Source organism: Nocardia sp. NPDC004860 (assembly GCF_040609015.1).
In the GTDB taxonomy this organism is placed as follows: domain Bacteria; phylum Actinomycetota; class Actinomycetes; order Mycobacteriales; family Mycobacteriaceae; genus Nocardia.
Genome location: NZ_JBEXJI010000014.1, coordinates 72,917 through 87,457, shown reverse-complemented (window position 1 = coordinate 87,457; position 14,541 = coordinate 72,917). Strand labels below are relative to the sequence as shown.

The window sequence follows — 14,541 nt, the reverse complement described above, 5'->3', positions numbered from 1 at the left end:
TTTCGGTCCGGCACGCGATACCTGCGAACAGAGCGATGAAAACTTTCCCAGCGAGAAACATTGCCCACTGGGCACGTTTTGCGCATACTGGAGTCATGCCGGACGAACAGACCCTCGGTCTCCGCGAACGCAAGAAGCTCGACACCCGGAAAGCCTTGAGCGACGCGGCACTTCAGCTCATGTTCGAGCGCGGCCTGGAGAACGTGGTGCGCGAGGACATCGCCGCCCGTGCGGGAGTGTCCGTGCGCACCTTCAACAACTACTTCTCCGGCAAGTACGACGCGCTCGCCTACCGGCATCTGGCCCGAATCAACAGCGCCGTCGAGATTCTGCGCGCCCGTCCGGCGAACGAGCCGCTGTGGGAGTCGCTCACGGCGGCACTGCTCGAGCCACTCGAGGCGGAACTCGCCGAGTCGCCCGGGTATCTGCCCTCGCCCATGGAGCTCGCCGAGGTCCGGAAACTGGTGGCAGCCCCCGAGACTCGGGCCCTGCTGGCCAAGGGCGTCGAAGACAACCTGATCATCGCCGTCGCCGAACGCACCGGCACCGACCCGGAACTCGATCTGTACCCGCGGCTGGTGGCCGGGGCCGCCGGCGCCGCGCTACAGGCCGCCTTCGAGGTCTATGTGCGCACGGCGCCGACCGTCCCCGTCACCCATCTGCTCCGCCAGGCCCTCACCGCGCTCGCGGCGGGCCTGCCGCAACCGCCGGCATAGCAGCGCCGCTCTCGCCGGTTTCTCCAAATACCCTCAACGACAAGAGGTTTATTTGCCATGCCCGAAAACACCGTCGACATCGTCATTGCCGGAGCCGGACCCAACGGCCTGATGCTCGCCTGCGAACTCGCACTCGCCGGCCTCCGCCCGATCGTGCTGGATCGGCTACCCGCACCCAGCCCCGAACCGAAGGCCAACGGCCTGGCCGGGCAGGTGGTCCGGGTCCTCGATATGCGGGGGCTGTACGGCGCGTTCAGCGGCAGCCCGGCCGCACCGGCCCCGACCCCGCGCTATATCTTCGGCGGCCTGCCCCTGGATCTCACTGCCGTACAACCGAACCCGGTACACCTCGTCTTCAAGCCGCAACCGGAGATGGTGGAGATCCTCACCAAGCGCGCCATCGACCTCGGCGTGGACCTGCGCTGGGGACACGAGCTGACCGGCATCGAACCCGCCGACGACCAGGTCACGGTCACGGTGTCCGCACCCGACGGGCCCTACTCGCTGACCGCCCGCTTCCTGGTCGGAGCGGACGGCGGAAAGAGCCTGGTGCGCAAGCGGATCGGGATCGAGTTCCCGGGCATCACCTCCGACGGGCATGTCAGCCGGGTCGGCCACGCCACCCTGCCCGACGAGTTCCGTTCCGGCGACGGCGGCATCGAGATTCCCGGGGTGGGCCGGTTCGGACTCGGCCATCACCGGCTCGAACGCGGCATCTTCATCTACGCCGAACTCGATCCGGGACGGCCGATCATCGGAACCATGGAATTCCAAGGCGGCGAGCAGTTTTCCGACGACGAACCCCTGGCGTTCGAGGAACTGCGCGCGAGCGTCGAACGCGTCCTCGGCGCCCCGCTGCCCATCGCGCCTCCGCCCGGCCCGGGCCCGCACACGCTGCGCCGCACGATCGGCCAGAACACCCGGGTCGCGCAGCACTACCGGCAGGGCGCCGTCCTGCTGCTCGGCGATGCCGCGCACGTGCATTCGGCGATGGGCGGGCCCGGACTGAACCTCGGCCTGCAGGACACCGTCAACCTCGGCTGGAAGCTCGCGGCCGAAATCCGGGGCTGGGCTCCCGAGGGCCTGCTCGACACCTACGAGTCCGAGCGCCACCCGGTGGCCGAACGTGTGGTGATGTACTCGCTCTCCCAGGCGGCTCTGGTCTCCCCCGGTCCGGAAATCACCGCTCTCCGGGAGCTTTTCGGCGAACTGCTGCGGCTCCCGGCGGCGGCCGCCCATATCGCCGGGCTGCTGGCGGGCTCGGACATCCGCTACGACGTCGGCGACGATCATCGGCTGTCCGGCTACTTCTTCCCCGACTGCGCCCTCGAAACAGCCGGTGGCCCAACCCGGATCACCGAACTCCTGCGTGACGCCCGGCCCCTCCTGCTGACCTTCGACGCCGCCCTCGATCCGGTCGCCGCCACGGCGGGCTGGACCGACCGCGTCACGCCCATCGCCGCCACCGCCACCGACGCACCCGCCGCGGCGCTGCTGATCCGGCCGGACGGCTATGTGGCGTGGGCGACCGACGACGCCACCCCGGCCGCTCAGGAGAGTCTCCGGAACGCGCTGTACCGATGGTTCGGCGCACCCACTCCCGGCGCCGCGGCCGGTTAGGAGGGTCGCGGGCTCGATCAGGAGTCGCCAGGCAGCCAACCTGATCGAGCCCGTCGGCACTGCCGCCGGGGATGTCCGGAGCCGTGGCCGCTGCGACCAGCGTGATCGCGCCGGCCGCAGGGCCACGGGTCCTGGGAATACGCGTGCGGTCGAACTAGAGTCCTTCCATGGCGACATCGGCGGCGGAGTCGGCGGCGGGCGGTAACGGGGCGGCGGAGGCCGGGCGGGCCGCACGGAAGCAGGTGCCACGGCGATCGCTCGGTGAGTGGAAGCCGGCGGCGGATCGGGAGGATCCGATAGCGGTGCTGGAGCGTCAGGCCGCGACCCGGGTGCCCGAGCTGGTGGAGATCCGGTACGCGCGCATGGCGGCCGGGCAGTTCCCGTTCTACCGGGGTGCGCCGGCGATCATGGCGGCCGATCTGGCGAGCGGGCCGAACACCGGGCTCACCGTGCAGTTGTGCGGGGACGCGCACCTGTCGAACTTCGGCTTGTTCGCCTCGCCGGAACGGTCACTCGTGTTCGACGTCAACGACTTCGACGAGACCCTGCCCGGGCCGTTCGAATGGGATGTGAAGCGGCTGACGGCCAGCGTGGCGGTGGCGGCGCGCGCCAATGGGTGCGACGACGCCGAGGCGAGCGGGGCGGCGGCCGCGGCGGCGCAGGCCTATCGCGAGGCCATGGTGCGGCTGGCGGGTCTGGGCGAGACCGACGTCTGGTACGAGATGGTGGACGCCGAACGGGTCGCCGAGCTGCTGCGCCCGCACGACCGCAAGCAGACCGAGAAGGTGATCAGCCGGGCGCGAGCGCGCACCAGCCTGCAGGCGCTGGACAAACTCACCGAACCCGGACCCGATGGCGCGCCGCGCATCAAGGCCGAGCCGCCGCTGCTCAGACCGATACCGAGAGAGCTGCACTCCGAACTGCTCTCGGTGCTCTCGAACTACCGGGACACGCTGCCGGAGGAGCGCCGGGTGCTGCTGGATCGGTACGAATTGCGGGATATCGCCCTGAAAGTCGTGGGCGTGGGCAGCGTGGGCACGCGCTGCTTCATCGTGCTGCTGACCGGGCGCAATACCGGCGATCCGCTCTTCCTCCAGGTGAAACAGGCCGAGAATTCGGTGCTGGCCGCACACCTGCGGAGCAGCAGGTTCCAGCATCAGGGGCACCGGGTGGTGCACGGGCAGCGGCTCACGCAAGCGGCCGGTGACATCTTCCTGGGCTGGGCGACCGGCTCCGACGGGCTGTTCTACTACTGGCGACAGCTGCGAGACATGAAGGGCTCCTTGGTCATCGACGAGATGTCGGCGGCGCAGCTGCGGCAGTACGCCAGCCTGTGCGGGCACACGCTGGCGCGTGGCCACGCGCGATCGGGAGATCGGGTGGCCATCGCCGCGTATCTCGGCAGCAACGACGTCTTCGACCAGGCCATGGGAGACTTCGCGCTGGCCTACGCCGATCAGACGGCGGCCGATCGCGAATCCCTGCTCGCCGCCATCGAATCCGGCCGCGTCACCGCTGCCGAGAACCTCTCGCCGGAGAAGAACGGCCAATAGGCGTGCCGGTCGCTACTCCGGGTTGACGGCGATCACCAGCTTGCCGGTCGAGGAGCGACCGGCCATCAGCCGGTGCGCTTCCGCGGCCTCGGCGAGCGGGAACTCGGCAGTGATGGGCAGCCGTACCTTGCCGGAGGTGGCCAATTCGAAGGCGTGCGAGGCGATCTCGTGCAGAACGTCCGGGGCCTCGACGCTCAGGCCGAGAATGGAGAACCCGGCCACCGAGCGGCCCTGCGGGTAGAGGTCGGGCGCGCCGACCTGCCACGGGCCCGCACCGCCCGCATTGCCGAAGGAGACCAGGCGGCCGAAGCGGGCCAGGGAATCCAGTGTGCGGCGCAGGGTTTCACCGCCGATGGACTCCAGCGCGAGGTCCACGCCGCGACCGCCGGTGGCGGCGGCGACCTCCGCGTCGAAGGATTCGTTCAGAAACGCTGCGTCATAACCGTATTCGCGGGCGTACTCGGCCTTGGCCGGGCTGGACACCACGCCGTACACCGCGCCCGCGCCCGCGAGCTTGGCGATCTGCGCGACCACCGTGCCGACGCCGCCGGCCGCGGCCTGCACCAGCATGGTCTCCCCGGGCTGCAGGCGGCCGACGGTGTGCACCAGGGCGTAGGCGGTCGGCAGCACCGTGGGAAGCGTTGCGGCGGTGCGCAGATCGACGCCCTCCGGCACCGGGAACACCGTCGTGGCCGAGACGACCGCGACATCGGCGTACGCGCCGCCGTCGGTGATGGCAGCCACCGGCTGGCCGACCCGCAAACCCTCGACACCCTCGCCCACGGCCCGCACCCGCCCGGACAATTCCAGCCCCGGCACGAACGGCAGCCCCGGCACCCGATAGCCCACGGCCCGCGCCTGGAGATCGGCGAAATTCACTCCGACATAGGCCACGTCGATGGACACCCGGCCGGCCCCCGGCTCCGGCACCGAGAGCTCCACCGACCGCAGCACCTCCGGTCCGCCGAATTCGTCGAATCGAATCGCACGCATGCCGCCACACTCCCTCTCCGCCTGCTCACCGGCGGGTCGAACCACATCATCCGAACACCGGACGCACCGCCTTGCAGCACCCGGGCGTCACCCGCTATTCCGCATGCTGCCCTTGAAGTCTCACTCCCGCCACCCGGTCCGGCGGGACACCGCAACCCCGAGCGATCGCCCTTCGTCGGACAGAGCGGTGCGCCTTGGTCAGCCGGAGAGAACGACCTCGTCGGCCTGAGCAATGGACCACGCCGGCCGCAGGGATCGGCCGTCGCCACCCGGTCCGGTGAGCTACCGTCCGTCGGAGCGATGGGTCCTCGCCGGTCGGAGCAATGGGCCCGGTCAGCCGGAGCGGTGGGCGTTGCGGGCAGTGCCGCGGTGGGCGGTGACCGTGGTGGGGTCCTCGGGCCAGGAGTGTTTCGGGTAGCGGCCGCGCAGGTCGGCGCGGACCTGGGGCCAGCCGGTGCGCCAGAAGGACGGCAGGTCGGCGGTGACGGCCACCGGGCGCTGGGCCGGGGACAGCAGGTGCAGCAGGATCGAGGCGCGGCCGCCGGCCAGGCGCGGCGGCTCGGTCCAGCCGAAGATCTCCTGCACCTTGACCGCGAGCACCGGCGGATCCGCGGAGTAGTCGAGGCGGACGCGGCTGCCGGAGGGGACCTCCAGGCGTTCGGGGGCGAGCTCGTCCAAGCGTGCGGCCTCGGGCCACGGGAGCAGGCGGCGCAGGGCCTGACCCGCGTCGGCGCGCTCCAGGTCGGCGCGACTGCGGGCGGTGGAAAGCTCTGGGGCGAGCCAGGTTTCGGCGTCGGCCAGCAGGGTGTCGTCATCGACGGCGGGCCAGGGCGCGCCGAGGGTGCGGTGCAGGAAGTCCAGGCGCTGCCGCAGGCTGCGGGCATCCTCGCCCCAGCGCAGCAGGTCCAGGCCGGTGGCGCGCAGTCCGCGCAGCAGGGCCGCCGACACCAGGCTCGGATCCGGATCCCTGAGCGGCTGCTCCGACAGCACGATCGCGCCGAGGCGCCGCATCCGGCGAGCCACCAGATCGCCGTCGGCCCAATCGACCTCGTCGGCGGTCTCCAGGAGGTTCGCGGCGGCCTGCCGGGCGAGCTGCTCATCGGCCTTGGCGGCCAATCGGATTCGTCCCTCGGCCTGACCCGGGTCGCGCCCTGCCACCGCGATGGCGAGCCATTCGGCATCGCCCAGCCCGCTGCCCGGTGGCAGGGTCACCGCGGTGCCGCCCGCCATCAGGTAACTGGCCGAACCGGGGGCCCGGCGGCGGGCCAGCCGTTCCGGATAGGCCAGTGCCGCAACGAGAGCCGGGTCGTCCACGCCGTCGCCCTCGACTAGTTTCGCCAGCCGCTGCGCCTCCCGCTGCCAGCGGGCGGGCCGGTCGTCGCGCAGGCTCCGCAGTGCCGCGGCCAGATCGATACCGGGAGCCAGGGAATCGTCATCGAGCAGCGCGACCACCTCGGCGGCCGCCCGCGCCCCCACCTCGCGCGCGCCGTCGAGCAGTGCGCGCGCCAGGCGCGGATGCAATCCGACGGCCGCGATCCGCCGTCCCCGATCCGTCACCGCCCCATGGTCATCCACCGCGTCGAGCGCCCGCAGCACCGCCCGCCCCGCCGCCAGGCCACCCGCCGGCGGGGCATCCCACCAGGCCAGCGCCTGCCCGTCGACGGTGCCCCAGCACGCCAGTTCCAGGGCCAGCCGGGTCAGATCGGCGGTGCGGATCTCCGGTTCCGGATACGCGGGCAGGGTCGCGTGTTCGTATTCCGGCCAGCACCGCCACGCCCACCCCGGGCCTTCGCGGCCCGCGCGTCCGGCCCGCTGCTCGGCCACCGCGGCCGAAACCCGCACGGTCGCAAGCCCGGACAACCCGCGCCGATGATCGATGCGCGGCACCCGCGCCAGCCCAGAGTCCACCACCGCCCGCACCCCCGGCACGGTCAGACTGGATTCGGCCACCGCCGTGGACAGCACCACCCGTCGCCGCGTGCCCGGCCGCAGCGCCGCGTCCTGGGCCGCGGCGGACAGCCTGCCGTGCAAGGGCAGTACGTCCACGTCGGGCAGTCCCGACAACAGGTCGGCGGTCCGGCGGATCTCCCCCGCCCCGGGCAGGAAGACCAGCACATCGCCCGCGCTGCCCGCCAATGCCTGGCGGGTCACCCGCGCCACCTGCTGCTCGATCCGCTCCCGGGCGGCCGGCGGCACGTATTCCAGCTCGACCGGATGGGCCCGGCCCCGCACCTCCAGCACCGGCGCGGCGGGCTCCCCCTCCCCGCCCAGCAGCGTCGAAAGCCGGTCCGCCGCAACGGTCGCCGAGGTCGCCAGCACCCGCAGGTCCGGCCGCAGTCCGGCCCGGGCATCCAGGAGCAGGGCCAGCAGCAGATCCGCGTCCAGGTGGCGTTCGTGGCACTCGTCCATGACGACCACGTCGACCCCGGCCAGCTCCGGATCGTTCTGCAGTCGCCGCACCAGCAACCCGGAGGTCACCACCTCGATGCGAGTCCCGGCCCCTACCTTCCGGTCTCCGCGCACCGCATACCCGACGGTCTCTCCCACCCGCTCGCCCAGCAGCGCCGCCATTCGCGCGGCCGCCGCCCGCGCGGCCAGCCGGCGCGGCTCCGCCACCACCACCCGTCCGCCGGTGTTCGCGGCCAGGGCCAGCGGAACCAGCGTCGTCTTGCCGGTTCCGGGCGGCGCGACGAGCACGGCGGTCCCGCACTCGCTCAGGGTGGCCGCGATGCGGTCCAGCGCCGGGCGTACGGGGAGGTCGGGAAGATCAGGCAGCTTCATTACCGCTCAGTCTGCCGCCCCGGCGACGCGCCGCCGCCACCGGCGTGGGCGGTAACGACCCGGAGCGACCGATACCCTGACCGGTTCGTACCGCTACGCGCAGCGGGCGGAACCGGACTAGGGTGAGTCAGCCGATCTTGGACGAGGAGCCGCACACCACATGGGAATTCGATCCCGCCGCTGGTCGAGTCATTCCGGATTCCCTGCGGCGCCCGCACTCTCGGGCGTCGTCGCACTGGGCGCGATGCTGCTGCCCGCGCCGCCCGCCGGGGCCGCACCGCATCCCTGGGCACCCGCGCCGGTGAACAGCTGCGGTGAGACCGGATTCGACCCGCTGGATCGCCGAGCGGACCCGAATGGCGCACCGCCGCAGGGCAATCAGACCATCAAGGTCCCGGTGCCGGTGCCCCAGATCGTCACCGTCCAGGTGCCAGGCCCGAAGCCCGACAACACCCGTGTCGATCCGGTCGCGCTGCCCGCCGATCCCTGCGCCAATCCGTGCCCGGACGTCCGCGACACCGTCCCGGCCCCGGCGAATCAGCCCGGCGGCGGCAGCGCGTCGCTGCCGCAGGTCGAGATCACCACCGAGCCCGAACCCATCCCGATCGTGGTGCCGGGCGGCGAATTACCCGAACCCCAGGCCGCGCCCACCGCGGCCGTCCAGTCCGCCACGCCCGCGCCCGTGGCCGCGGCGGTGGCCGCGCCGCAGGTGGATTCGGTCCAGCTGGTCAACCAGGTCACCGGGCAGGGATCGGTCAATCGCACGGATATGCGCTGGTCGGTCGACGGCACCGACCTCGGGCTCATGTGGGAGACCAAGCCCGGCCAGGTCGCCGTCATGTTCGGCGACACCTTCGGCAAGGGCTGGAAACCCACCGGCGCCGGCACCGACCAGCAGGACTGGCGCAGCAATGTGCTGGCCTACAGCAGCACTCGCGATCTGTCGCAGGGTCTGATCCTCGACGACTTCGTGCAGAACAGCCGCTGCCACGCCGCCGAACTGCTCGACAGCCGCAAGATCAAGAACTTCGAGACCACCACCATCCCCACCTCGGGATTCGCCGTCGGCGACCGCCAGTACCTGACCTACATGTCGGTCAACCACTGGTCCAAGATCCCCGGCATGTGGTCGACCAACCTGGGCGGCATCGCCTGGTCCGACGACAACGGCCGCACCTGGACCAAATCGCAGTGGGCCCGCTGGGACAACCTGTTCGGGCTCGGCCGCTTCCAGGTCGCCACCATGGTTCCGCACGGCGACTACGTCTACATGTTCGGCACACCCAACGGCCGCCTCGGCGTCATCGGCCTCGCCCGCGTCCCCGTCGACCAGGTCCTGAACAAGTCGGCCTACCAGTACTGGATCGACGGCACCTGGACCCCCGCCGGCGGCCCCAACGAATTGCTGGCCACCCCACTGGTTTCCGGCACCGCCAGCGAACTGTCCATCCATTACGACACCGAGTCGAACCAGTGGCGGATGGTCTACCTCGACGTCACCCGCAACCAGATCGTCCTCCGCACCGCCGCCGAACCCCAGGGCGCCTGGTCGGATCCGACCCCGCTGCTCAGCACCGACGACTACCCCACCGCCTACGGCGGCTTCATCCACCCCTGGTCCGGCGCCAAGGACCTCTACTTCACCATCTCCACCTGGAACAGCTACAACGTCTACCTCATGCACGCGACGCTGAAGTGACCACGCGGCGCTGAAGTGATGGCGACCCGCTGAGCACTTCCGCTCGATTGCCGCGAGGTGTCGGTTACGCGACGGAACGGTGGAGATCCCGTCCGGCGTCGTGATCTTGTTGGCCGGCGGCGCGATGCTGACACGACCGAGCCGGGTCCGGGATCAGGTCGAAGGGAGCGCGCGTTGGGGTTGCGACGTCGTCAGGTATTGACCGGGATCATGGGGCTGGGCGGCCTGTTCGTCGCCGGCAGCGTGCCGTACCGGGGCAACGGGCTGCTCCCGCGCGCCTTGCGGCCCGCGGCTATCGTGTTTCCGCCGGTGGCCGCCGGGCGTGAGTTGAGTCCGCGCCAACTCGGCCGGGTCGGTGTGCTCAACGGGACCTTGACCTCGGTCTCCTGGATCGACGAAACCGGTCGACCGCTACCGGGCGCGCTCTCCGCGGATCGCCTGGCCTGGATCAGTTCCGAACCACTCGGCTACGGCCACACCTATACGGCGTCGGTGGTGGCGAACGGCGAGACCGGAGACGTCGACACCACCGCCGTCTTCACCACTGTCCGGCCCGACACGCTGACCAGCGTCACCTTCCGCTCGAACAATCTCCTCGACATCCAGGACGGCGAAACCTACGGCATCGGCCTGGTGCTGGTCGCGCACTTCGACGAGGCCGTCGACCGCGCCGCCGCGGAACGCACCCTCCGGGTCACCACCGAGCCCAACGTGACGGGCGCGTGGTACTGGCTCGACGACCGCAATGCGCACTGGCGTCCGGAGAACTATCACACGCCCGGCACCCGGATCACGGTGGCGGCGAACCTGTTCGGCACCCGCCTCGGCGACGGCGTGTACGGCCGGGACGACCAGCGGGTCTCCGTGGTGATCGGCCCCTCCCACATCGCCATCGCGGACGACAACACCAAGCACATCGAGGTCTTCGAGAACGGCAACCTGGTTCGCAGCATGCCCACGTCCATGGGCCGGGGCGGCACCGCTGTGGTGGGCGGGCGGGTGTTGTCGTTCTGGACCCATCCCGGGGTCTACACCGTGCTCGACAAGGACAGCGTGGTCAGCATGGACTCCTCCAGCTACGGCCTGCCCGTCAACTCCGGCCTCGGCTACCGCGAAAACATCAGAAATGCCGTCCGTATCAGCCACGACGGCATCTACCTGCACGAACTCGCCGCGACGGTCTGGGCGCAGGGCAATACCAACGTCTCGCACGGCTGCCTCAACCTCAGTCCCGCGGACGCCGCCTGGTTCTTCGACTTCGCCAACCCCGGCGATGTGGTCGAAGTCCGCAATACCGGCGGCGATCCGCTCGACATCGGGCAGGGCGGTGACTGGACCATCCTCTGGCCGGACTGGCAGCGGGGCAGCGCCCTGGCCTGAGGGCCGTCAGCGGTCTGCGAGCAGGAAGTCGTCGAGCGTCGCCGCGACCAGCGCGGGCTGCTCCAGGGTCTGCATGTGCGGGGCGCCGGGCAGTTCGCGGTACTCGGCCACGGGGATGCGCTCGGCGACACCCTTCATGATCGCGGGCGTAATCGAGGCGTCACGCTCGCCGGCGAGGACGAGCACCGGAGAAGCGAAGTCCGACAACCGGTTCTGTCCATCGAGCCCAACCGTGCCCGCGGATGTCGTAGGCGAATACCGTTCGGCCGCTGGTATCGCGTTGCAGCCGGGCGAGCGGCAGCGGGGTCAGCGGGCGCCGGGCCGTGAATCCCGCGATCCTCTCCCGCATCGCCCGCTGGGCATCGAGCCTCCATTCCGCGTCCGCTCCAAGGTATGTGCGGACCCACCCCTCGTTGGGCCCGGACCGGGCAAATCTATCGGTGTTCCGACGGCGGGACGGGGATGGAACGCGCCTGCTAGGGGACATTTCGTGCCAAAGTGCATGATTCGATCCGCATGACTCGACCACGAATGGCGTCCAGATCACATTCAGGGTAAGTCGGCGGGTTCGGTCACGCTGCGGGCCAATCGTTCTCGGTCCCGGCGACGTTGTTGGTTGCGACACCTCGCAGGATGACGTCGAGTACGTCGCGCAGTTCGCCGGCTGTCCGCTCCTGGTCGGTCGCGCGACGGGCCCAGCGGTACACGACCCCGAGGTAGGCGTCGCGGAGGAGGTTCCCCAGCAGCACCGGATCCACGCGTGCGTCGATGTCGCCGCGCCGGACGCCGATCTCGACGATCCGCGCGAAAACCTCGGCGGTGTACGGCTCTTCGGTGAGGGGGCGGCCCGTCTTCACCCACGCCGTCAGCATGATCTCGGTGACTCCGCGCTGCGCCTCGCCGAGCTGGGCGAGACCGGCCATGCACCGGTGCAGCAGCGCGCCGGTGTCGCTCGCCCCGGTCCCGAGTGGCTGCTCGATCCGGTCGATCAGGGTGCGGCGCCGGTCCTCGGCCCACTCGGTGATGAGGTCTTCCTTGCGCGGGAAGTGATTGAAGAAGGTGCCGCGCGACACGTCCGCGCGTTCCGCTATCTCGTCGATTGTCGTTGCGTCGTAGCCCTTTTCGGCGAACAACTCCAGCGCGGACGTGTAGATCCGGGCACGGACCCGCTGCCTGTTGCGCTCCCTGCGGCCGATCACGGGTATATCGGTGGTAGTCACCATGTTTCGCTCCCCCTCAGGTCCGGCTCCCCACCGGTCCATGAATCACAAATCCTAACCCGTCCCACCACAGGCGGCCCCGGAACCAGTGGTTCCGGGGCCGGGAGCGGCGTCCTGTCAAGCAGCCAGGGAGCCCAGGAAGCCCAGGAGTATCTGTGCGTCGTCGCCGTAGTCGACGTGCACCTTCGAGGCGTAGAAGGTGGCCATGTCGACGCCTTGGCGGCTCAGTTCCAGCAGATCGTTGATGCTGTCGATACCGCCGATGCTGAGCAGGGTTTGCGCGGCGACGCGGAGATCGCCCCGTACGGCGTTGGCGAGGGGGCCGAGAACGGAGCCGGCCAGGTCGAGTCCGGCCGGGGCGAGGGTCGCCACTTCGGCAGCCGCGGCGGACGCGTCGTTGCGGGTGAGGGATTCGACTGCGCGCCAGAGGGTTTCCTGCATGCGGCCGACATTCCCCGCGATGCGCAGGATGTCGATCTGGGTCAGGGCATCGGCGATCACGCTGGCAGCGGCGGTCCAGCCCGACGGGTCGATGGCCGCGGCCGCCCGGATGACCGAGCCGATGAGGGGCAGGTCCACTCCCGCAGCTGCCTGGACCATCGGAGCCAAGGCCATATTGAGGTTGCTCGCGATCTCGTGCGCACCGGTGATATCGCCCGCTTGGATCAGATCGGGGAGGTTGGCGAGGCTTTGCAGAATGGCGGGCAGGTTCGCCGCGGTCGCCGTCCAGCCGGCGCCGACCTTCACGGCCTGCGCGAGGAGTGTGCCGGGATCCGTGCCCGCGGGAATCAGGGATGCGATCATCGCGGAGTCACCGCTGAGCACCCGGCCGAGCGCAAAGAGGAACGGGGACGTGGCGGCATTGAGCGAGCAGTACAGATCGCCTTCGACACACAGGGTGCGCACCCGATCGGTCAGCGCACCGAAATCCTGACTCCGCGCCCCGGCGATGCCGTGACCGGGTTGCGGGTCGCCCAGCGAGAGAGTGGTTCTCGGATCGCGATGCGGATCGGCCAGCAGCCCCACGCCGACCACCCGATCGGCGCTGATCGGTCCCTCGCCATTGCCGATCTCGGTCGCGAAATCGCCGATCCCATCCGCACCCTGGCTGTACCCGGCGAGGAACACTCGCGTCGAACCGCACAGGCTGCTCGCCATCTGGTGCAGCCGGGATTCGAGGGTGCTCAAGGATTGCGCATAGCTCAGCCCCTGATCGAAAGCGCTCGCCGCGTACGGGGCATAGAGCACGGTGATGTCGCTGCCGTACTGCCGTTGCAGCCCATCGCCGATCGGCCTGAGCATGCCGACCGGCACCATCGGATCCGCATCGAAACGCGTCTCCCAGGTCCCCGGCGCGAGAATCGCCGTATAGGGGGTGCAGGGCAGTGCGCCGTGCGTCTCCGCCCGCGCATCGCCGGCCACCGTGGTCCCGACCGTGACGCCCGCGACAACCAAGATCGCCGCGCACGCTGTCGCCAGCCTGCTCATTGTCCAATTCCTCTGGTGCCGAAGGGGTTTCGGGCGGTGCGGCGGCAGGTCCTCGTTTCCGCTGCGCAGCATAGACAATTCTCGCCACTCACGGTCGGTTTCGCAGGCTTTTCAGACACATAATCGTTTCAGACCACGTCAGGGGCCTGCGGGCCATCACGCCGCGTCGTCCCTGGGCGACGGGCTCTGTTCGGTCTCCTGGGTACGTGATCGGGCGACACGGCGGTCTCCGACCAGATCAGCATCGCTACCGGGCCGCAGACGAAAAGCTCTGCGATGAGACGTTGTTCGGACTTCGGCGGGTTCATTGCATGAGCCTTTCGGGATCGCCGTCGCTCCGCGATGGCATGGATTGCGGGGAGAGCGACCGGAGTCCGTGCTGCGGGACTCGCACGGAGAAGTGGTGCATCCACTACCCGGGGTGGGCCGCAATCTGCGCGACCGTCCCCGGATCAACCTGGTGCACAGTTCCCGGCGCCTGGTACCCACGCCGCGAGCCAATCACGGCGAGGTCATCGGCCTCTTGCGCAGCTGCCCGGACCTGGCGGGGCCGGATCTGCAGATCATTTCATCGATATCCCGCTGCCCAATCCCGTTGCGGCGGTGCCGAACGGCTTCACCATCGGTGTCTCGCCGATGCTGCCGGTGAGCCGGGGCTCATTGCGAATCTCCTCGGCCGACCCGTCCGCGCCGCCGGTACTCGACCCCGGATACTTCACGGAGGCAACGGATGTCGAGGTGGTACTGGACGGCATCGAGGCTGCTCGCGAGATCGCGGGTTCGGCGGCGCTCGTCGCATGGGGCGTCACCGAGGTCGCGCCCGGACTCGACGTCACCGACGAGGCGCTGCTCGGCGACTACGCACGAAGGAATTTCGGCTCCTACCGCCACCCGGTCGGCACCTGCGCGATGGGTGAGGATGAGTCATCCGTCGTGAATTCCGAGCTGCGGGTGCACGGGTTGGCGGGGCTGCGCATCGCCGACGGTTCGGTCATACCGGCGATTCCGTCGGCCAATACGAATGCGACGGTATACGCGATCGCCGAACGCGCCGCGGATCTGCTGCGACGATCATGGCAATGACCGGTTCG

At 70.0% G+C, this 14,541-nt stretch carries 11 protein-coding genes; 6 read left to right on the top strand and 5 right to left on the bottom strand.

Annotated features, from left to right (window positions below; all coding sequences use genetic code 11):
• The first annotated feature begins 95 nt into the window (after positions 1-95).
• The 3 genes from ABZV44_RS24525 to ABZV44_RS24515 all read left to right on the top strand — a co-directional run bounded on the left by ABZV44_RS24525 (position 96) and on the right by ABZV44_RS24515 (position 3,889).
• Positions 96-716, top strand: a complete 621-nt coding sequence (locus tag ABZV44_RS24525; RefSeq protein WP_354840484.1) for a TetR/AcrR family transcriptional regulator — start codon at positions 96-98, stop codon at positions 714-716.
• A gap of 57 nt (positions 717-773) precedes the next feature.
• Entirely contained in the window at positions 774-2,336 is a 1,563-nt protein-coding gene (locus tag ABZV44_RS24520; RefSeq protein WP_354840481.1) for an FAD-dependent monooxygenase, read from the top strand.
• A 167-nt stretch (positions 2,337-2,503) separates the two neighbouring features.
• Entirely contained in the window at positions 2,504-3,889 is a 1,386-nt protein-coding gene (locus tag ABZV44_RS24515; RefSeq protein ID WP_354840478.1) for a DUF2252 domain-containing protein, read from the top strand.
• A 12-nt stretch (positions 3,890-3,901) separates the two neighbouring features.
• On the opposite strand, the gene ABZV44_RS24510 is transcribed toward ABZV44_RS24515, so the two are convergent.
• Positions 3,902-4,882 carry a zinc-binding dehydrogenase gene (locus ABZV44_RS24510; RefSeq protein ID WP_354840476.1) on the bottom strand — a complete coding sequence of 327 codons (981 nt, stop codon included), beginning with the start codon at positions 4,880-4,882 and terminating at the stop codon, positions 3,902-3,904.
• Positions 4,883-5,215: 333 nt separating this feature from the next.
• Positions 5,216-7,663, bottom strand: a complete 2,448-nt coding sequence (gene hrpB / locus ABZV44_RS24505) for an ATP-dependent helicase HrpB (protein WP_354840473.1) — start codon at positions 7,661-7,663, stop codon at positions 5,216-5,218.
• 244 nt (positions 7,664-7,907) lie between these two features.
• Between hrpB and ABZV44_RS24500 the strand changes: the two genes are divergently transcribed.
• Both ABZV44_RS24500 and ABZV44_RS24495 read left to right on the top strand, forming a co-directional pair.
• Positions 7,908-9,362: a DUF4185 domain-containing protein gene (locus ABZV44_RS24500; RefSeq protein WP_354840820.1), complete on the top strand. Its 1,455-nt coding sequence runs from the start codon at positions 7,908-7,910 to the stop codon at positions 9,360-9,362.
• Positions 9,363-9,536: 174 nt separating this feature from the next.
• Entirely contained in the window at positions 9,537-10,742 is a 1,206-nt protein-coding gene (locus ABZV44_RS24495) for an Ig-like domain-containing protein (protein WP_354840471.1), read from the top strand.
• Between the two features lie 6 nt (positions 10,743-10,748).
• Here the strand turns inward: ABZV44_RS24495 and ABZV44_RS24490 are convergent, their stop codons facing one another.
• The 3 genes from ABZV44_RS24490 to ABZV44_RS24480 form a co-directional block, all read right to left on the bottom strand.
• On the bottom strand, positions 10,749-10,949 hold the full coding sequence (locus tag ABZV44_RS24490) for an alpha/beta hydrolase (RefSeq protein WP_354840468.1): 201 nt from the start codon (positions 10,947-10,949) through the stop codon (positions 10,749-10,751).
• Between the two features lie 365 nt (positions 10,950-11,314).
• Positions 11,315-11,965 (bottom strand): TetR/AcrR family transcriptional regulator, encoded by a 651-nt coding sequence (locus tag ABZV44_RS24485; protein ID WP_354840467.1) that lies wholly within the window; start codon positions 11,963-11,965, stop codon positions 11,315-11,317.
• A 114-nt stretch (positions 11,966-12,079) separates the two neighbouring features.
• A complete protein-coding gene (locus ABZV44_RS24480) occupies positions 12,080-13,450 on the bottom strand; it encodes a cutinase family protein (protein ID WP_354840464.1) in 1,371 nt (456 codons plus the stop codon).
• A 603-nt stretch (positions 13,451-14,053) separates the two neighbouring features.
• Here ABZV44_RS24480 and ABZV44_RS24475 point away from each other — a divergent pair.
• A complete protein-coding gene (locus ABZV44_RS24475) occupies positions 14,054-14,533 on the top strand; it encodes a GMC family oxidoreductase (RefSeq protein ID WP_354840462.1) in 480 nt (159 codons plus the stop codon).
• Positions 14,534-14,541: the final 8 nt, after the last annotated feature.